The organism is Clostridium punense, from assembly GCF_017874425.1.
Lineage (GTDB): Bacteria > Bacillota > Clostridia > Clostridiales > Clostridiaceae > Clostridium_J > Clostridium_J punense.
The window spans coordinates 196,951-216,677 of sequence record NZ_JAGGLL010000002.1 but is presented as its reverse complement, the minus strand read 5'-3'; the positions used below and the strand labels follow the sequence as shown (position 1 = coordinate 216,677).

At 31.2% G+C, this 19,727-nt stretch carries 16 protein-coding genes; 13 read left to right on the top strand and 3 right to left on the bottom strand.

Features of this window, described 5'->3' with window-relative positions:
* Positions 1–45: 45 nt before the first annotated feature.
* The 6 genes from pfkA to J2Z44_RS02100 all read left to right on the top strand — a co-directional run bounded on the left by pfkA (position 46) and on the right by J2Z44_RS02100 (position 8,947).
* Positions 46–1,005: a 6-phosphofructokinase gene (pfkA, locus tag J2Z44_RS02125; protein ID WP_021285032.1), complete on the top strand. Its 960-nt coding sequence runs from the start codon at positions 46–48 to the stop codon at positions 1,003–1,005.
* A gap of 342 nt (positions 1,006–1,347) precedes the next feature.
* Positions 1,348–3,108 (top strand): pyruvate kinase, encoded by a 1,761-nt coding sequence (pyk, locus tag J2Z44_RS02120; RefSeq protein WP_209649306.1) that lies wholly within the window; start codon positions 1,348–1,350, stop codon positions 3,106–3,108.
* A 563-nt stretch (positions 3,109–3,671) separates the two neighbouring features.
* A complete protein-coding gene (locus J2Z44_RS02115) occupies positions 3,672–4,034 on the top strand; it encodes a DUF1540 domain-containing protein (protein ID WP_021285035.1) in 363 nt (120 codons plus the stop codon).
* Positions 4,035–4,243: 209 nt separating this feature from the next.
* On the top strand, positions 4,244–5,626 hold the full coding sequence (gene rlmD / locus J2Z44_RS02110) for a 23S rRNA (uracil(1939)-C(5))-methyltransferase RlmD (RefSeq protein WP_021285036.1): 1,383 nt from the start codon (positions 4,244–4,246) through the stop codon (positions 5,624–5,626).
* Between the two features lie 656 nt (positions 5,627–6,282).
* The gene (locus tag J2Z44_RS02105; protein WP_245352819.1) at positions 6,283–7,398 is read left to right on the top strand and encodes a sensor histidine kinase; all 1,116 of its coding nucleotides are present in this window, start codon (positions 6,283–6,285) and stop codon (positions 7,396–7,398) included.
* Positions 7,399–7,822: 424 nt separating this feature from the next.
* The gene (locus J2Z44_RS02100; RefSeq protein WP_021285039.1) at positions 7,823–8,947 is read left to right on the top strand and encodes a radical SAM protein; all 1,125 of its coding nucleotides are present in this window, start codon (positions 7,823–7,825) and stop codon (positions 8,945–8,947) included.
* A 313-nt stretch (positions 8,948–9,260) separates the two neighbouring features.
* Here J2Z44_RS02100 and J2Z44_RS02095 read toward each other — a convergent pair whose 3' ends face one another.
* Positions 9,261–9,911, bottom strand: a complete 651-nt coding sequence (locus tag J2Z44_RS02095) for a lysoplasmalogenase (RefSeq protein WP_021285040.1) — start codon at positions 9,909–9,911, stop codon at positions 9,261–9,263.
* 298 nt (positions 9,912–10,209) lie between these two features.
* On the opposite strand from J2Z44_RS02095, the gene J2Z44_RS02090 reads away from it, so the two are divergent.
* Both J2Z44_RS02090 and J2Z44_RS02085 read left to right on the top strand, forming a co-directional pair.
* Positions 10,210–10,671 (top strand): flavodoxin family protein, encoded by a 462-nt coding sequence (locus J2Z44_RS02090; protein WP_021285041.1) that lies wholly within the window; start codon positions 10,210–10,212, stop codon positions 10,669–10,671.
* Positions 10,672–11,164: 493 nt separating this feature from the next.
* A complete protein-coding gene (locus J2Z44_RS02085; protein WP_082206983.1) occupies positions 11,165–11,647 on the top strand; it encodes a glutathione peroxidase in 483 nt (160 codons plus the stop codon).
* 179 nt (positions 11,648–11,826) lie between these two features.
* Here J2Z44_RS02085 and J2Z44_RS02080 read toward each other — a convergent pair whose 3' ends face one another.
* Together J2Z44_RS02080 and J2Z44_RS02075 are read right to left on the bottom strand one after the other, a co-directional pair.
* The gene (locus tag J2Z44_RS02080) at positions 11,827–13,596 is read right to left on the bottom strand and encodes an oleate hydratase (RefSeq protein WP_021285044.1); all 1,770 of its coding nucleotides are present in this window, start codon (positions 13,594–13,596) and stop codon (positions 11,827–11,829) included.
* Between the two features lie 148 nt (positions 13,597–13,744).
* A complete protein-coding gene (locus tag J2Z44_RS02075) occupies positions 13,745–14,311 on the bottom strand; it encodes a TetR/AcrR family transcriptional regulator (RefSeq protein ID WP_021285045.1) in 567 nt (188 codons plus the stop codon).
* Between the two features lie 480 nt (positions 14,312–14,791).
* Between J2Z44_RS02075 and J2Z44_RS02070 the strand changes: the two genes are divergently transcribed.
* From J2Z44_RS02070 to J2Z44_RS02050, 5 genes are all read left to right on the top strand, one after another.
* Positions 14,792–15,529: an SDR family NAD(P)-dependent oxidoreductase gene (locus J2Z44_RS02070; RefSeq protein ID WP_021285046.1), complete on the top strand. Its 738-nt coding sequence runs from the start codon at positions 14,792–14,794 to the stop codon at positions 15,527–15,529.
* 523 nt (positions 15,530–16,052) lie between these two features.
* The gene (locus tag J2Z44_RS02065) at positions 16,053–16,994 is read left to right on the top strand and encodes a GTP-binding protein (RefSeq protein WP_021285047.1); all 942 of its coding nucleotides are present in this window, start codon (positions 16,053–16,055) and stop codon (positions 16,992–16,994) included.
* Positions 16,982–17,851: a uroporphyrinogen decarboxylase family protein gene (locus J2Z44_RS02060; RefSeq protein WP_209649304.1), complete on the top strand. Its 870-nt coding sequence runs from the start codon at positions 16,982–16,984 to the stop codon at positions 17,849–17,851. The genes J2Z44_RS02065 and J2Z44_RS02060 overlap by 13 nt, the downstream gene beginning before the upstream one ends.
* A gap of 41 nt (positions 17,852–17,892) precedes the next feature.
* Positions 17,893–18,963 (top strand): uroporphyrinogen decarboxylase family protein, encoded by a 1,071-nt coding sequence (locus J2Z44_RS02055; RefSeq protein ID WP_021285050.1) that lies wholly within the window; start codon positions 17,893–17,895, stop codon positions 18,961–18,963.
* Positions 18,964–19,012: 49 nt separating this feature from the next.
* Entirely contained in the window at positions 19,013–19,669 is a 657-nt protein-coding gene (locus J2Z44_RS02050; protein ID WP_021285051.1) for a corrinoid protein, read from the top strand.
* The last annotated feature ends 58 nt before the right edge of the window (positions 19,670–19,727 follow it).

Genomic DNA, 19,727 nt, shown 5'->3' with positions numbered 1-19,727 from the left:
TATTAGAATTAGAGTATAACTATGATTTTAAAAGGGGGCATAACAATGAAGACAATAGCAGTTTTAACTAGTGGTGGAGATTCACCTGCAATGAATGCAGCAATTAGAGCAGTAGTAAGAATAGCAAATGATAAAGGACTTAGAGTTCTTGGGGTACATAGAGGCTATAACGGACTTATAAATGGAGAAGTTGAAGAAATGGATAGAAGTTCTGTTTCAGACATTATTCATAGAGGTGGAACTATACTAAGAACTGCTCGTAGTGAAGAATTTAAGACCCCTCAGGGAAGAGAGAAAGCATTAAATGTTATAAAAGTTTTAAAAATAGATGGTGTAGTGGTAATAGGTGGTGATGGTTCCTTTAGAGGAGCACAATTATTATCAGAGCTTGGAGTACCTACTGTTGGAATTCCAGGAACTATAGATAATGATTTAGCTTATACTGATTATACAGTTGGTTTTGATACAGCCCTTAACACAGCGCTAGATGCTATTAATAAGATAAGAGATACCTCTAGCTCCCATGAACGAGTTAGTGTCATTGAAGTTATGGGAAGAAATTGTGGAGATTTAGCTCTATTTGCAGGAATTGCAGGTGGGGCAGAAAATGTAATTGTACCAGAAAAAGAGTTTAGTTTTGAGGATATATGTAGAGGGATTTTTGAAGGTAAAAGAAGAGGAAAGCTACACAACATTATTATTTTAGCTGAGGGTGTTGGTGGAGCGCATAAATTAGTTAAAAAAATTGAAGAGGTTACAGGTATTGAAAGTAGAGCAACAGTACTTGGATATATTCAAAGAGGTGGAATACCAAGTGCTTTTGATAGAATTCTTGCTTCCCGCTTAGGAGCGAAAGCAGTAGAAGTTCTTATAGAAGGAAAATCTTCTAGAGTTGTTGGAACAAAAAATGGAGAAATAATTGATATGGATATAACGGAAGCTTTATCAATTGAAAAGAAGTTCAATGAAAAGCTTTATGAGATATCAATAGCCTTATCTCACTAAAATAATAGATATTGAAATCTACAAAAGTATATTAACATTTGAAAAGTAGCTATATAAATAGTAATAGTATACTTTGATTATATAGAAAATACTTTAACATTAAATGAGTACTTCTAAACAATAGATTTTTCAAAAAAATATAGTAAAGATTAATGTGATATTAATATGAAAAAACTTTGTGATAAAAGTATATAAGTTTTTCAGCTTGTTTATTTATAACATAAAAATATAAATTGCTTATCTTTATAGCATTGTAGAACATTGCTATATTTCATATAAACTATAAAGGGTTTATAAATAGCTATACCAATAAATAGGTATAAGATACGTAGGAGGAAAATTATGAAAAAGACTAAAATAATATGTACTGTTGGACCTACTACTGATGACAAGGAAATTGTTAAAAATCTCATAAAACTAGGCATGAATGCAGCAAGATTAAACTTCTCTCATGGTTCTCATGAGGAGCACAAAAGAAGAATAGACATGGTGAAAGAAGTTAGAAAAGAGTTAAATAGACATACGGCTATAATTCTAGATACTAAAGGACCAGAGATCAGAACAGGAAAATTTGAAGGAAACACTGTTGAACTTACAGAAGGAACTAATTTTACTATATATGCTGGAGAAGAAATCTTAGGGGATGAAACAAAATGTTCTGTAACCTATAATAAGCTTCATGAAGATGTAGAAATAGGAGACACTATCTTAATAAATGATGGGTTAGTAGCTCTAGAAGTTCAAAGCATTGAAGGAAATAAGGTTCATACCCTAGTGAAAAATACAGGAGTAATTGGTAATAACAAAGGTGTTAATGTACCTGGAGTTGCAATAAATCTACCTTCTCTTACAGATAAGGACATAGCAGATTTAAAGTTTGGTATAGATAATGAAATTGATATAGTAGCTGCATCTTTTATAAGAAAGGCTTCGGATGTTTTGGATATTAGAAAAGTGCTAAATAAAAATGGGGGAGAAGATATTCAAATATTCTCAAAAATTGAAAATAGACAGGGCGTAAATAATATTGATGAAATTATTAAGTACTCTGATGGAATAATGGTTGCTAGAGGTGACTTAGGAGTTGAAATACCAGCTGAGGAAGTACCAGTTGTTCAAAAAAACATTATTAAGAAATGTAATGAGGCCGGTAAGCCGGTAATAACAGCTACTCAGATGTTAGATTCTATGATAAGAAACCCAAGACCTACAAGAGCTGAAGCCTCTGACGTAGCTAATGCAATTTTTGATGGCACGGATGCTATAATGCTAAGTGGGGAAACTGCAAATGGTAAGTACCCAGTAGAAGTTGTAAAGACTATGGCTCAAATTGCCATAACAGCTGAGGAACATATTAATTATGAGGAGAACTTAAAGAAAAAGAGAAAATCTCATATTCCTAACGTTCCAAATGCTATTAGTCTTGCAACTTGTAATACAGCAATGGATCTTAAGGCATCGGCTATAATCACTGCAACTCAAAGTGGGCATACAGCAAGACAGGTTTCTAAATATAGACCAGAGTGTAATATTATAGCATGTACACCTTATGAGAAGGTAGCTAGGAGTCTTGCACTAAATTGGGGAGTGTATCCAATCCTTACTCCTAAAACAGAAACTACAGATGAATTAATTCAAAATTCCGCTGAGATTGCTTTATCTGCTGGTTATGTTAAAAAAGGAGATTTAGTAGTTATAGCAGCAGGTATCCCAATGAACTATGTTGGAAGTACAAATATGATGAAGGTTCATATTATTGGAGATATACTTCTTCAAGGAAAAGGTACCAACAATGTATCTGCCTTTGGTACAGCATTACATGTGACAGATGCAAAAGATGCATTAAACAAATTAGAAGATGGAGAGATAATAGTTGTTAAAAGACTTGGAAGGGAGTTTATGGAGATTCTTGATAAAGTTGCAGGGATAATTGTAGAAGAAGATGAAATGAGCTCAAGTGTTGTAATTGAATGTGCAGCAAAAGATATTCCTATAATTTATAATGCTACAGGAGCATCTACCATAATTAAATCTGGATGTTTTATAACAATGGATCCAAAACGAGGAATAGTTTATAGTGGAAGAGCAAATATAAGTTATTAGTAATGATGAACAAGAATATTACATTCAAAGCATAACCTATTTCTAATAATTCTTAATGCTAGTGTAGAAGTAGACATCTACACTAGCATTAGTGGTAAACAAGTTTTAGGCTAATTATCCTATAATTTATAAGATAAAACTTAATAAATTTTACTAAAAATAAAAATAGTTAGAATAATTATTGAAATAATTGGAAAAATACTTGTGTTATTCATAATCTTTATGTATAATATTGGAACAAGTGGCGTAAAATTTAAAATATAACATATGGCAACTGATTTTATTATTGGCACCCTAGTGGGTGTCTTTTTTTGTTATATGATAAATTTAATTCTGTGATTGAAAGATAGGTCTAGAACACAATAATAATATATGTTATTAGATTAGGTAAAAAATATTAATAGTTCAGATAATATAGAAGAATATATTAACATTTTCTATTTGTAATTAGTACAGGAAGTTTATGGTTATAACTGTAGATTTTTGAACTAATGATTATCATTGTATAAAAATATAAAAATCTTCACATACTATCCTTAAAACTATGAAAGGATGTGTAAGTTATGACAAATGGAACATTAACCTGTAGTGCACAAAGTTGTGTACATAATATGACTGGATTATGCTCTGCTAATGTAATTCATGTACATGGAGCTGGTGCTCACTCAAGCGAGTATACAAACTGTGGAACTTTTGCAGAAAAAGGATTAAAAAATACTGTAACTCATATGCTAAATATGAATATCCCTGGAGAAGTAAGACAACTATTTAATAGCACAGAAGTTCAAATGACTCCAAAAATAAAATGTGATGCAATAAAATGCAGATACAATGACAACAGAGATTGCCATGCTAACTTTGTTCAAATTCAAGGTCCAGGAGCAGTAACAAGCTCAAATACTGAGTGCCAAACCTTCATAGAATAACAATAACAACATCTAATAAGTAACTTTATAGAACGATATGATTTAAAGCATACTGCAAGAAATTGTAGTATGCATTTTTGATTTATATAGTATTTATGAGGTTTCGGCTTATTTATAAATTTTCTCTATAGGATAGTGGTTAAGTTATAGCTAATTTGGTAAAATACTAAGGTATGACAATGAAGTAATGTATTTTAAAAGGAGAAATTATGAGTAAGGAAATAAAGAATCTAATTAATATAGAAAAAAATAAAGATTACATAGTAAAAATAGAAAGTTATGGACATGAAGGCGAAGGTGTGGCAAAGGTTGAAGGCTTCACTATATTTATTGCTGGAGCACTGAAAGGTGAAGTAGTTAAAGTAAAGCTTATTAAAGTTAATAAAAATTATGGAGTAGGAAAATTATTAGAGGTAATTGAGCCTTCAGAAAAAAGAGTTAAGCCTATATGTGGTACCTATAAAAGATGTGGAGGCTGTAACCTTCAACATTATTCCTATGAGGAGCAGTTAAACTTTAAGACAGAAAGAGTTAAGAATGTAATAAGCAGAATTGGGAAATTAGAAGATGTAGTTATACATAACACCTTAGGAATGGAAAATCCATATAATTATAGAAATAAGGTACAACTTCCAGTAGGAGCTACAGGAGAAGAAATTTTAGTAGGCTTCTATGCTCCAAGATCTCATGACATTATTAATATGGATAAATGTTATATTCAGGATGAAGTTGGGGATAAGGTTATAGAAATTACAAAGCAATGGATGAAAAAGTTTAAGATATCTTCATATGATGAGAAATCTCATAGTGGAATTATAAGACATATAATGGTGAGAAAAGGCTTTAAAACTGGGGAAATCATGGTGGTATTAGTAACTCGTAGTGAAGAGCTTCCACATAAGCAGGAATTTGTAGATTTAATAAAAGAAAATATTAATGGAGTAGTTTCTATAATTCAAAACATCAATAAGGAAAAAACTAATGTAATTTTAGGACTTCAATCTCTAACACTATGGGGACAAGACCACATAAGTGATTACATTGGAGAATTTAAATTTAATATATCACCTCTTTCCTTCTTCCAAGTTAATCCTGTGCAAACAGAAGTATTGTATGGAAAGGCCTTGGAGTATGCTGGACTAACAGGGGAGGAAACTGTATTTGATGCTTACTGTGGAACTGGAACCATATCACTATTCTTGTCCAAAAGGGCTAAAGAGGTATATGGAGTAGAAATAATACCACAAGCTATAGAAAATGCTAAGGAAAATGCAAGAACTAATGGAATTACTAATGCTGAATTCATAGTTGGTAAATCAGAAGAAGAAATTCCAAGATTAATTGCCCAAGGAATAAAAGCAGATGTGGTAGTAGTAGACCCTCCAAGAAAAGGCTGTGAAGAGTCCTTATTAAAGGCGTTATCAGAAATAAAACCCAAAAGAATAGTTTACGTATCCTGTGATCCAGCCACTTTGGCAAGGGATTTAGGAGTGTTAGATGGACTAGGGTATAAAACTTTAGAAATTCAGCCAGTAGATATGTTTCCACAGACGGCTCATGTGGAGTGTGTGGCATTAATAGAGAAGAAATAGGCTGTTGTAAAAACCCTAGAAGTTTTTTTGTAAAAATTGAAATGTGATTTAAGTCCCTCAGACGGATAGTTTGAGGGACTTTTCGTAAATAATAACTTTAATATTAAGCTTTTTTATAAGTTTTTGGACTATTAATAAAATTATCGATAAACAATGAAACTTCTTTCTACAGAAAATCTTCTTAAGAGAAGAAAAATACCTTTGAGTAAATTACATAAAACTATAGGTTTACATAAAATTGAAACAAATGTATAATATTACTGTAAATTGTAATATATTACTTATAGCTGTAGAATGTTGAGGTGTCCAAGATGTTCATAAAGAGAAATAACATTTTCTTTTCTTATTATTTAAAATCCTATAAACACGAATTTAATGATACAATAACAAATATAAATCTTAAAAGATCTCAGATATTAGCAACTGTGTTATTTTTAGTCAATGCTTTGCTACTAGTTTTGGATTTGCTTATATACAAACCAATGAGGAGTGTAATTCCTGCATATTCGTATTTATATTATTTACATTTAATTGTCATGCCCTTCCTCATAGTTTTCTTAGGGTTAGGAATCTTTATTAAGAAACAAAATAATCCTGTTTGTAAAAAAGTTTTTATATACTCGTTAATCTTCATAACTATGTTATGGTGTGGATTTATGGGCATAAATTCCATGTATATTACTGGAGGAATATCTGCTTATATTATTTGCATGTTTTCTTTTGCTACATGCTTTCTTATCAGTCCACTGAAAACATTTTTTATCTACCTAGTTTCATTAGTTTTTTTCATATATGGATTAATATTGAATGTTGATACACTACAAGTTTTATACAGTACTATGGTGAATGGATTAATTACAGTTATTTTAGCACAAATAATTTCATCCTTAAACTATGCCTCTTTCTGTAAGGATTTCTTAAACAAAAAACGTATATTGGAAAGCAAACAGATGCTAGAAACTGTAAATGCAAAACTACAGGAGTACGAGAAAACTAGAACTGATTTCTTTGTAAACATTTCTCACGAACTGAGAACTCCCCTAAATGTTATATACAGTGCTGAACAAATGATTGATAATAGCATGAAAAGTAGCAATTTAGATAGAAATCAAATTAATAAATATTTTAAAATGATAAAGCAAAATACTTACAGACTGCTAAGGCTAATTAATAACCTAATAGATATTACAAAAATTGATGCAGCTAGCTTTAAAATAAAATTGATAAATTATGATATAGTAAAAACAGTGGAGGATATTAGTATCTCTGTTGCAGAATTTATCGAGCATAATGGAATAACATTAACTTTTGATACAGAAATAGAAGAAAAAATTATAGCTTGTGATCCTGATAGTATCGAAAGAATTATATTAAATCTTTTAGCTAATGCAGTAAAGTATGGGAAGGAAAGTGGTTCTATATTTGTTGACATATTTTTAGAGGAAAATTATGTTTGTATTTCAATTAAAGATACTGGCATTGGAATACCAGAAGATATGTGTGATTTAATTTTTGATAGGTTTACACAGGTGGATACTTCATTAAAAAGAACTAATGAGGGGAGTGGCATTGGGTTAGCCTTAGTAAGGTCCTTGGTGGAAATGCACGGAGGTAATATCTCAGTGAAAAGTAAATTTGGAGAGGGGAGCGAGTTCATAATTAGACTTCCTGACCTAAGGATTCCCGAGAATAATGAAAAGATTAGTGCATCCATATTAGATGAAAAAAATATAAATAGGATAAATATAGAGTTTTCAGATATCTATCTATAGAAATCATAGCTTTTTTTATATTTAATTTTCTCCTTTAAGCTTTGACATCTTTTTTTATCATGGTGTGGTACTTTACTGTTGTTACTACCTTGTCTTTTTTATGGTCAAAAGGGTTGAGTTTGAAACCCATCTTTGGACAAGCTGATTTTAATACGTCATATTCAGGAATTAAATCCCCTAGACTATTGACAGAGTTGTAAAGCTCTACTATTGTATACTTAAAGTCATCGGTATATCTTTATAACTTTTTTATCATTTTAAAAGTACTTCTTCACTCTTGGAGTAAATTGGAATTGCTTTTAATTAGATATTTAAATAGAATAGATATATGAAATGGGTATACATTTTGAAGAAGAATATGTGAAAAGAACAGTAAAAAGATTAAGATGAATCTTTAGGAAGGTTCATTAAGGGAGGATACATTATGAAGATTTCAAAGAAGGATGCACTAGCATGGTTTGAGTTTTTTTCCATGTTACCTGAGGAAGAGGAACTGATGACAAAACAGCAAGAAATCATTTACTCTACCTTTGCACAAATTGAGGAAGCCATTGATCATAGAAATGATATATTAATATCAGAAATTAAAGGGTTAAAAACTGTAAAGAATAGAACTTTTTTTGTTGGTAGCGAAAGCAAATTTCCAAAAGGGTGTTATTCTTGTCTGTTGGGAACTGGGTTAAGTGCCATTAGAAAAACCAACAAATGTAATATAGAGTGTAAGTTTTGCTATAACTATGGAGAACTAGACGATATTCCACCAATTGGTGAAGGCTTGTGGGAAATTGGTGGTACTAAGTTTTATGAGAAGGATATCGATTTACTTCTTTCAACTTATAAAAAACCTACTGGTATTTCCTATGTTTACTTAGAACCATTCATGGAAATAGAAAAATACTATTCTGTAATAAAGAAATTCAATGATGCTGAAATACACCAACATCTATATACAAATGGACTTTTAGCTACAGAAGAAACCTTGAAAGCTTTAGGTGAAGCAGGTCTTAATGAGTTGCGATTTAACCTTGGTGCTTCTAACTGCTCAGACAAAGTTATTGAAAATATTAGAATAGCTAAGAAGTACATTAAAAATGTAGGTATCGAAACACCAATGACTCCTGAGTTTTTCGAAGCCTTTTTTAAGAAAAAACAAGCAATCTTAGATACAAAACTAGATTTTATAAATTGTGCAGAATTACATTTAAATGAGAATAATATAGATAATTATTATGGTGAAAACATGTATATTTGCAGACGTGGATATATATCTCCAGTTTGGAGTAGGGAATTAACTTTAAAATTCATGAAAATAGCTGATGAAGAAAACTGGGATTTAGCAGTTCATGATTGCTCAAACTACACAAAGTTTGCTAGAGATTTAAACTTAAGCAGCAAAGAGGGTAAATGGTTTGGAGCAAGTAGTTATGGCTGTGAGTTCTCTAAAATCCCATACGAATCATTTTTACCAATACTTCGTGATGAAAGCTTCCAATTTTTAAGTGAAGAAGAATTACCTGAGGGATATAAACCAGGAGAGCTGATTTTTTAGAGGGGCATATGTTTTGTTTTCCATGAAAAGTTATAAGTACTCTTATAAGCTATTAGAGCTAGAATTGTGGTATAAGAATAGATACCTTAGCTCAAATGAAATTCAGAAATTTTAATTTGGTTACAAAAAATGCCGCTAAGGACCTCTTGGTCCAAGCGGCATAATTTTTATCTAATTAAGATATATTGAGAATGTATTAAAGGTGTTAAAAATAAACTAGGGAATTTTATATATGTTTTTAACTCCAACTTACTTAAAGTTTGAATGTATAATTTAATAAGACAAAAAATAGAGAGTTTAAATAGTTTGCTACTTATAACAACAATCCTATAACAATTAAAATTTGTGCTGCAATATAAGTCTCCATTACAGTTGCCCCATTATTTTTTCTTTCCATTGAAAACATATCAAAAGCTAATATGGAATCTGAAACTAGAAAACACAGTGAACCTAAGAAGGTTAAAATGAAGGAAAAAAATGAAACAGACCAAATACGGGAAAAACTCATAAAGCTCATTGTGCAGAGAATGCACATATAAATTACTGCTGGTAATTTCATTGATTGCATTGAGGATATAAGCTTTTTAAATACTAGAAAACCTATGCCAGCATAAGGAAGCAAAAACAATAGAAACCATAGGGGGATAGTCTTTACCATATACGAGTCTGATATAAACACATAAATATAGAATAAATGACCAATTAGAAAGGAAATAATACCAGCGAGAACATAGACATGCTTGTGATTCTTTAGCAAAAATACATCTCCAAGAAAGCCAAAACTTAAGGCTAAAACAATATAGTGATTTATTTCAGATGCATTTGATAAGTATATAATAGCAAGAAGTGGCATTAAAAATGGCTTAGTAAAAGCAATTCCTTTTGTTTTGTTGTTCTTCTCATAAAGAACATTTAGAATGCATAAGGTTGAAAATATTATAAGTAGGATTATTTTCATTATCATAGTTTTTTACACCCCTATCAAATTAATAGATTTAGTTTATGAATTCATTGTTATTAAATTTTATGATATGATATTATGAATTATTATTCGATCATATATATTAGTAAAATGCAATATTTAAATGAAACCAATGAACTAATGTTTTAGTTATTAAAATTAGTAGAAGCTAAAAATGTAATTTGCAAAACAGCTAATAAAAGAGGGAGCTGTAGCCTATAGGAAATTTTCATAAACATAAAGGTAATTATAGCGAGAAAAAAATAAATTACATAGAAAAATGAGAGGAGAAATATTACTTATGAAATCTTTAATCATATACAGTTCTACTTACAAAGGTAATACAAAGAGAATAGCGGAAGTACTGGGAGAACCAATTAATGCTGACTTAGTAAACTTGAAAAGCTTTAAAGATATTAATATTAAGGATTATGATTTAATTGGGTTTGGGTCAGGAGTATATAAAGAAAGCTTATCACCACAGTTATTTGACTGCATTGAAATATTAAATTTACAAGGGAAGCATGTTTTTGTATTTTCAACAAGTGGGGTTGGGCTAACTTTTTATAATAAGAAATTGATGAATCTTTTAGTATCGAAAGGGGCAATATGTAAAGGAAGCTTTGCTTGTAAAGGAAGTTTTGTTAGTAAAGATTTTAGTGATAATAAAATCTTTGAGATTATGAGTAAGTTTTCAAAAGGACATCCAAATCAAAAGGACTTTAGTAAAGCGGATAACTTTATTAATAAAATAGCGACATAGAACATCATGTAGTTAATTATAAACCAGCTTATAGGGCGAAAAGTATAAAATTACCGACCATTAAGTAATTTTATAGCTAAGTATTAATAAAATAATATAATTTTCATATTAAATTACCACGTGCTCTTTTTATAAGAAATAGTTAAGATAATAAAACTGTTTCTTATAAAGGGAGCATATTTTTATGAGTATAAAGCTACTCTTATAAAAAGCATTAATAATTAGAAAATACTTTATAGGTAAAGTGAAATTGCAAAAATTTATTCCTTTATATAAATGCACATAGAAATAATATAACAGACATAATACCAAATAAAACATAAATATTGAATTATAGAAAGGTCCTAATAGATGAATTTCTTCGGGAATATATTTTATAAAATTGTATTGCATACAATTAAAAATGTGTTATAATAGTTTACATAGGATAAATTATAGAATTTAATAGCAGTATATAAAAATATAAAGTTATAAGTAAAAGGGAGGATCTATAATGTCAATATATGATATTCAATTAAAAACAATTGATGAAGAAGTTATCAGCTTAAGAAAATATGAAGGAAAAGTATTGTTAATTGTTAATGTTGCAAGTAAGTGAGGTTTTACACCACAGTATAATGAGCTGGAGGCTCTATATAAAAAATTTGGTAATGAAAAGTTTGAAATTTTAGGATTTCCATGCAATCAATTTGGAAACCAAGAACCAGGAGGAAATCAGGAAATTAAAAGCTTCTGTAAATCTAGCTTTGGAGTTGAATTTCCAATGTTTGAAAAAGTAGATGTAAAGGGTCCAAATGCGCATCCTTTATTTAGACACCTTTGTGAACAAAAGAAAGGATTGTTTGGTGAAACAATAAAGTGGAATTTTACTAAGTTTCTTGTTGATAAACATGGGGAAGTGATAGATAGATTTGCACCAGCTACTTCACCGGCAAAATTAGAGCAAAAAATTCAAGAACTTATTAACAAACTGTAGAATATAAAGCAAAAAGTCTAGTCTAAGAGTTACTTATAGCTCTAGACTAGACTTATATTTAAAATTTAAACTAAAGTGCTTATGGAAATCTTAAGTTGGGAGGAATTATTATTTTAAAGCCTATATAAATAAAAAAATATATATATTCCTACCTAAGTTAAATACAGACTCTTTTTCTACTAGATTAGGTTGTAACGTTTTAGCAACTCAGGAATAACTGTTTTAGATGCCATTTGCATAACTCTGCCATCAAGTAAGCTAGGTGGTATTGGAAGATGTAAGTCAGTAAGTTTTTTACCATCTAACATTTTTGAAGTAGAATCTAATAGTACTCTAATGTCATAACAAGAACCAAATACTTCAGGTACTCCACGGTCTACATCTAATAGAGTATAGACAGCTTCCATTGCTGTTCTTACAGAATACTCTGTTGTAAATACAGTGTCACGAACTGTGTCAGCAAATTGACCTATAAAGGCAAAGTTTACACTTCCCTCAGGAACAACCTTTGGCCTGTCACCTTTAGCTCTTGGCATGAAGAAGGCAGTTATATATGGCATCATACATGGAATACAATGAGCTGATTTTGTTGCTAGCTCATGGATTTCAGCTTCAGGCACTCCTAAGTGGTATAACCATTCTTCTGTAATTTCTATTCCTGTACATTCTCTCATTGGTTTCTTAATATAGTTACCAGGAACATCTGCAAATAATCCATATACCCAAACTACAAGTTGATCCTTAGGTTGACTTTTAAAGTGTGGTTGACGGTTTAGAGTATAACTCATTAACCAGTTTGAGTCTTTTACAGTAATTATACCACCAGTAACCACCTTACCGCTGAAAGGATCTCTCTTACAGATTTTTTCTATATATGGTGGGATTTTTTCATCTAGGGTAGTAACTGTCGCTGATTCCCAAGTGGTTGCTTGTTTATTTCCACAGAATTTATCTGGATTACCAAAGGAAGGGTCTTGACTAGCAATGTTTTTCCAAAGCTCCCAGCAGCCGCCAACAGAATCATTAAATATTGGAGCATGATTGTCATCGCCTAAAGTAGAATTTTCTGTACAGCTTCCATTTGTAATAAATACTAAATCATCTTCTAAAAGATCAATGAACTCCTCTTTGCCACTATGCTCACAGATTATTTTAGTTGCAACCTTTTTGCCGTTATTTATGTCAAAAATAACATTGGTTACTTTAGTATCGTATTGGAAGTGAACACCATGTTCTTCAAGGTATTTAATCATTGGAAGAATCAAGGATTCATATTGATTGTATTTAGTAAATTTCAATGCTGAGAAATCGGGAAGTCCTCCAATATGATGAATAAATCTTTGTATATAAAGCTTCATTTCTAAAGCGCTATGCCAATCCTCAAAGGCAAACATAGTTCTCCAGTATAACCAGAAGTTGGAGGTGAAAAACTCCTCTGTGAATACATCAGTAATCTTTTTATCATATAAGTCCTCATCACGACTCATGAATAAGCTTACTATCTCCATAGAAGCTTTTGGAGTTAAAGTGAATTTGCCGTCAGTATGAGCATCTTCACCTCTATTAACAGTAGCTCTCATAAGTGAGTAGTTTGGATCTTTCTTGTTTAACCAATAAAACTCATCAAGAACAGAAGCATCTTCAGTTTCAAGAGAAGGTATAGAGCGGAATAGATCCCATAAACATTCGAAATGGTTCTCCATTTCACGTCCCCCTCTGATTATAAATCCTTTTGAAGGGTCATTGATACCGTCACAGGCACCCCCAGCAATGTTAAGCTCTTCTAGAATGTGGATATGTTCACCTTTCATTTGACCATCACGTACTAAAAAACAAGCAGCAGCTAATGATGCAAGGCCTGAACCAACAAGATATGCTGATTTTTTATCTACATTAGCTGGTTTTTGTGGACGAGCAAATGCTTCATAATTTCCATTACTATAATACATTATAAGTACCCCCTAATAAATATATTTACTTCATGTATATATAATAGAAATTTTTAGAGCTATCAACAATAGACAATAATAGTGCCTTGTTTAGAGTTTTGACATAAAGGTTATATTGTAAAAATTTTATACACTAGGCACTGTTTGTCTAAAATTTATTATGAGTTTTAAAATTTTCTAGAGATTTTATTATATCTCCATGGGTTACAATGCTTACTCTTTCAATGATGGTAGTGGGATCTTCCTTCATCCCCCTGCCAATCCACTCTAGCACGAGTCCTACAAAAGCATATTTATAAAAGTGTGCAATAAATGCCTTATCTTCTTCTCTTACATTCATTCCAGCAGCTTTTTCTTCAATAACACCAATCAAAAGATTATAGGTTTCATTATAAAGATAGTTTTCGAGATGCTCTCTGCTAAGAGAATGATAGGTGTTTTTTACAAAGGATTTATTTTCAAGTACATAGTTAAAAATGTTCATAAAACCTTGTTGCCAGGTATCATAAGTTTTCTTATCACCAAGGGCTTTTGAAGCTTCCACAGTATAAATCCATTCAACAAGATCGTATATATCTTTAAAATGATAATAAAAGGTTTGCCTATTAACTTCACAGTCCTCAACAATATCAATAACAGTGATTTTGTCCATGGATTTTTGAGATAATAACTTTTTAAGTGAGGCAGCTAGTGCCTTTTTAGTTGTTTGTGCCATAAGTATTCCTCCATTCTGTGGTAAATAAAATATATTTTTCTATTATATAGAACCATAATTCAGTGTGTATTTACTTGTTATTATAGGTTTATTTCTTCAAAAGGGGTAGTCAAGGTCAATTTACCATTGAGTATCTATAATTTTTGTGATTTCAGTCATCATTTTGTTAAATATAGATTGAACTAAGAGACAGTTTATCTATATTATATAGCCTTTCTAAATTTCTAGCTACCTTGTTGATTTTTAGTTTTAAATTATAAGAATTCAAATAAATTGTTTTAAACATATTGATTTAGATTGTTAAATATTCTATAATGTTTTTATAGAAATATCCTAAAAACAGTGCTGTGATAATGAAAAAAGAAGAAAATAAACATATTTAACTGAAAATAATGTTAAATATGTAACTAATAAAATAATTAAAAATTAACTAAGCTAGTCTAGTAAAAAATTGATAAAACGAAGGGAAGATTAAAGATTATGGATAAAAAAGTAGTTATTATAACAGGCTCGTCTAGAGGTATTGGTGCTGCTTGTGCTACGGAATTTGCAGAAGCTGGATATAATGTGGTTATCCATTGCAATAGTAATGTGGAACGTGCTAAGGAGGTTTCTGACAAATGCAAATCTCTTGGTGCAGAAGTTTTAGCTGTTCAAGCTGATGTTTCAAAATATGAGGAATGCGAAAAGTTAGTTAAAGCTACTATTGAGAAGTTTGGACGTATTGATGTACTTGTCAATAATGCAGGTATAGAAACCAATGGTTCAATTATGGATACTACCCTTGAGCAATTTGATCAAGTTATGAAGGTGAATACCTATGGACCTTTCTATATGTCAAAACTAGTAGTACCTTATTTATTAGAGAAAAACTCAGGAAGTATTATATTCATGTCTTCAACTAGTGCTGCAACAGGAGCCTCTGGAAGCTCAGCTTATGCATCTTCAAAAGCAGCACTTATTGGTTTAACCAAAACTTTAGCAAGAGATTTAGCTTCTAAGGGAATCAATGTAAATGCAATATGCCCAGGACCAATTGAAACAGACATGGTAGCAGCTCTTCCAGAAGATATAAAAACATGGATAAAAAGCAGTGTATTTGCAGCTCGTCTTGGAAAGCCAGAAGAAGTTGGGGCAGCAGCTGTGTTCTTAGCATCTGAAAAGGCTAATTACATAACAGGACAAACTTTAACTATAGACGGTATTTTCCGCACATAGTCTTAGCAAGTAAGTTATGCAAAGTCCATACATTTATAATTAAGGATGTAATTAGTTGGATGCTTACTAAAATTCATTATTCTTTTTAGTAAAGTATGCTCAATTTTAATATCAAAAGATTTAAGAAATAATTTAGTTAAAAGTTGCAATCTTAATTTTCAAAAAAACTAAGGCTGCAACAAAATTAAAGGGATTATTTAGTAATGCGTAAATAAGCATTACTAAATAATCCCTTTTGTTTTTATCATAGTTTTATTAAGTTTAATGACTAGGGAACAGGGGGTGAGATAACTTATCAGCATTTGAAGTGATTACAAAAAACTATTACTGCATAAATCATATATTCTATTATAGATAAATGTAATTGCTAAACTTTATCTATCTTAAATTAATATTAGACTGACATAAAATGAAGGAATACAATAGGAGTAATTATGTGCTCTGTTTTAAATTATAAAATCATCAAAGTTAGATATATTTCTTACATATATAATGTGAAACAAACTCAGTAGGGAGGGTCTTAATGAGTGTATATATAAATATCATTTCAGGTTTTTTAGGCTGTGGAAAGACAACATTTTTGAATAAGCTAATTCCAGTTATGCAAGGGAAAAATTCTTTAATTGAAAATGAATTTGGAAATATTGGCATTGATGGAGATTTAATAAATCATAGCCTTCAGATTAAAGAGATTTATTCAGGATGTATTTGTTGTACGGTGACAGAAAATTTTAAAAAAGCCTTGGAAGAGTTAGCTTTAGAGTATATACCAGATAACATATTTATTGAACCTTCTGGGGTAAGTAGTTTATCAGATGTACTAAAGATTTGTAATAAAGTTTCTTCAAACTCTGGCTTAGATATAAAGATTAAGAATGTAATTACTATTGTAGATGTAAGTGCCTTTAGAGATTATTGTGAGAATTTTGGTAGTTTTTACTTAGATCAAATCCAAAATGCTCAGATGATTTTCTTAAGTCATTTTGAAAATAGGATGGATAGCGAAATTGAAGATATTATTGAAGAAATAAGCTTAGTAAATTCTAGGGCAACTATTTTTAAAGAGCCATGGATTTCCTTATCAGGGGAGGAAATTATTGAAATAATAAACAGCATGGAAGCTTATGAAATTCAGTTAAGGGATAGGCCTGATTTTATAGCAGCTAACAAGAGATTTCAAACTTTCTGCGTAGACAAGCTAAAAGCTTTTACAAAAGAAGAAATAGCTACAATGCCTAATTTTTTTAATCAAAAGGAATTTGGTTTTATTGTAAGGGCAAAAGGAATTATTCAGCTATCTACAAAAGAGTTAGTTTACTTTGATTATACTCCGCACCATTATCATTGGGAGTACTTAAATGCTGTGAAAACAACAAAAGTGACTGTAATTGGAACTAATCTACAGAAGACTAAAATATTAAGAAAATTTGTTAGTAAATTGGGGGTAGCACCATGGGCAAAATAATTGATTATAAATGTACATATGGCAATGAACAGGGAATTAGTAAAGAGGTAATTGAGAAAACTGGTTTAAAGTTTCCAGATGCTTATGTAAAGTGGGATAGTATGGTGTCACTTGCCAAAGAACTTAAAAATTACTATAAGTCCAACCTTTGCGAACTGCCATTTTGTCATACTGTAGAAGGAGAAGCACTTGGAGGAAAAGTTAATCTTGGGGATGAGAATATAGGGCCAAGAGCTAAGGAATATATTTGTACAACTACAGAAGAATTGTTAGCATTACCCAAAATTGATTTCTCAAAAGGGAGGATATCTGAAGTTTTGAAGGCTTGTAAGTCATTAAGAGAACAAGGGGAAAATGTAGTCTTAAATGTTTCAGGACCCTTTACAATTATGAATGTTTTAATTGAACCAACAGCTGTATTTAAAACCTTCAGGAAAAATCCAGAGTTAATTAGAGAAGTCTTTGATAAATTTCAGAATGAAATAATTAGATTTATAGAAGAAGCGAAAAAATCAGGAGTAAATATCATTAGCTATGCTGATTCCTCAGGAGGTTTAAATATACTTGGGCCAAAATTTGCAGAACAAGTAGTAGAAATGTTTACTTATCCTTTGTTTAAGAGAATGGATAAAATCATAGATAAAGAAATGGTAATAGTACTTTGTCCCAAAACTACTTTTGCACTACTAGGAACAGATAAAGCTATGTGGAAGGATGTTTCTATAGGAGCACCTACAAATTATGAGGAAGGCTGCATTAAGGCTATTGGCTTAGCAAAATTTATTGGGCAAACATGCATGAAAAATAAAGATTTTAAGTTAAAAGAGGGAAATATTAAAGCTCTCGAATTGCTTTAAATAAAATAATAAATTTTAGAAAGAAAAGGAGATGGTTGTATATGCATAAGGATGATAAAATGACTCCGATTGAAAGGTTAAATGCCTTTATGACAGGAAAACCTATGGATAGGATAATGGCAATGCCTGTAGCTTGCTCTATGTCTGGACTAGCATTAGGAATGACCCATAAAGAGAAAAGAAGTAGTGCTTTAAATGAAGCTAAAGCACAAATGGCTTGTTATGAAAGATTTGGAAATGATTTATTAGTTGTTGAATATGGGTTACATGGAGTAGGTATGGCACTGGGGAGTAAGATGAATAACCCAGAGAATGATGTACCTGCAATTATGGAATATGTTTTAGAGGATTTGAATGATATAGATAAGCTTGATAAGTCGAAGCTAGAGCTGAAAAATGATAAGGCCTTTCAGTTACATATTGAGGCAACAGAAATATTAATTGATAAGTTAGGAAAAGAAGTTCCAACAGGAGTTTTAATATCGGGCCCTTTTACTGCAGCTGCAAGTATTTATAAAACAGAGAATCTTTTAAGAGCAACTAGAAAGAACCCAGAGAAGGTACATGAGTTAGTTAAGTTTTGCACAGAAGCATTAAAGCCCATATATAGAGAGTTTATAAAACGTGGAGCTCTGATATTACTTTGTGATCCAATAGCATCAGGAACAATTCTAAATAGAAAACAGTATTTGGAATTTGTACTACCTTACACTATAGATTTAATGAAGGATATTCATGAGGCAAAAGGTATGGTTTGCTATCATATTTGCGGAGATACCACATCAATAGTAGGTGATATGGTGAAATCAGGCTGCGATATGTTAAGTATAGATAATAGAGTTGATTTAGCTTATACAAAACAAGTGGTTGGAGATAAAGTTCCCATTCTTGGAAATGTAGATCCCGTGGAAGTTCTAATCTTAGGAAGTACTGAAGAAGTGGACTCTGCAGTAAAAACATGCATACAAAAGGCTTATGACAGTCCGTGTGGCTATATTTTAGCATCTGGCTGCGACCTTTCAGGAAGTGTTCCTTTAGAGAATATTGATCAATTCATGGCTTCAGCTAGAAAATATGGAAAATGGCCAGTAGATCCTAAAAATTTCATGTAAAAATGTAAAATATGAACTTAAAAATTATTTGATAAATGGAGGGTAAGTAATGACAACATCAAAAGAACAGTTATTAAAAAGATTATCAGATGGTGTAGTAGAAATGGAAGAAGAACAGGTAATAGAAGCTTGTGAGGAATTTGTAGAAGCAAAGTATCCAGCCTTTGATGGTATTATGGAGGGCCTTGTAGATGGTATGAATCGTGCAAGTCAATTATATGAAGATGAGGAGTATTTTGTAACGGATGTATTACTATGCTCAGATGCAATGTATGAAGGGCTATCAATATTAAGACCACACCTTCCTAAAGAAGAAGAAGGAAGCAGCAAACCTAAAGCAGTAATTGGGGTTGTAGAAGGAGATACCCATGATATTGGGAAAAATCTAGTAAAGATTATGCTAGAAACTGCTGGATTTGAGATGATTGATTTAGGAAGGGACGTTTCACTTCAAAGTTTTGTAGAGAAAGCTAAAGAAGTTGATGCTTCTCTTGTGTGCATGTCAACCTTAATGACAACAACTATGGCAGGAATGGGTAAGGTTATTGAATTATTAAAGGAAGCAGGAATTAGAGAACAAGTTAAAGTGATTATAGGTGGTGGACCAATTTCACAAAAATTTGCAGATACTATAGGTGCAGATGGATATTCATCCAATGCAGTAGAAGCTGTAAAATTAGCAAAAAGGTTACTGAATATAGCTTAAAAGGTTGCAGGTTGAAACTTAGTGTTGAACTATGATGAAAGAGAAGCACAGCTTAATA

What these genes read in the sequence shown, in the direction of transcription:
- pfkA (WP_021285032.1), top strand. Translation starts at nt 46, where the DNA reads ATGAAGACAATAGCAGTTTTAACTAGTGGTGGAGATTCACCTGCAATG.
- pyk (WP_209649306.1), top strand. Translation starts at nt 1,348, where the DNA reads ATGAAAAAGACTAAAATAATATGTACTGTTGGACCTACTACTGATGAC.
- J2Z44_RS02115 (WP_021285035.1), top strand. Translation starts at nt 3,672, where the DNA reads ATGACAAATGGAACATTAACCTGTAGTGCACAAAGTTGTGTACATAAT.
- rlmD (WP_021285036.1), top strand. Translation starts at nt 4,244, where the DNA reads ATGAGTAAGGAAATAAAGAATCTAATTAATATAGAAAAAAATAAAGAT.
- J2Z44_RS02105 (WP_245352819.1), top strand. Translation starts at nt 6,283, where the DNA reads ATGGGCATAAATTCCATGTATATTACTGGAGGAATATCTGCTTATATT.
- J2Z44_RS02100 (WP_021285039.1), top strand. Translation starts at nt 7,823, where the DNA reads ATGAAGATTTCAAAGAAGGATGCACTAGCATGGTTTGAGTTTTTTTCC.
- J2Z44_RS02095 (WP_021285040.1), bottom strand. Translation starts at nt 9,911, where the DNA reads ATGATAATGAAAATAATCCTACTTATAATATTTTCAACCTTATGCATT.
- J2Z44_RS02090 (WP_021285041.1), top strand. Translation starts at nt 10,210, where the DNA reads ATGAAATCTTTAATCATATACAGTTCTACTTACAAAGGTAATACAAAG.
- J2Z44_RS02080 (WP_021285044.1), bottom strand. Translation starts at nt 13,596, where the DNA reads ATGTATTATAGTAATGGAAATTATGAAGCATTTGCTCGTCCACAAAAA.
- J2Z44_RS02075 (WP_021285045.1), bottom strand. Translation starts at nt 14,311, where the DNA reads ATGGCACAAACAACTAAAAAGGCACTAGCTGCCTCACTTAAAAAGTTA.
- J2Z44_RS02070 (WP_021285046.1), top strand. Translation starts at nt 14,792, where the DNA reads ATGGATAAAAAAGTAGTTATTATAACAGGCTCGTCTAGAGGTATTGGT.
- J2Z44_RS02065 (WP_021285047.1), top strand. Translation starts at nt 16,053, where the DNA reads ATGAGTGTATATATAAATATCATTTCAGGTTTTTTAGGCTGTGGAAAG.
- J2Z44_RS02060 (WP_209649304.1), top strand. Translation starts at nt 16,982, where the DNA reads ATGGGCAAAATAATTGATTATAAATGTACATATGGCAATGAACAGGGA.
- J2Z44_RS02055 (WP_021285050.1), top strand. Translation starts at nt 17,893, where the DNA reads ATGCATAAGGATGATAAAATGACTCCGATTGAAAGGTTAAATGCCTTT.
- J2Z44_RS02050 (WP_021285051.1), top strand. Translation starts at nt 19,013, where the DNA reads ATGACAACATCAAAAGAACAGTTATTAAAAAGATTATCAGATGGTGTA.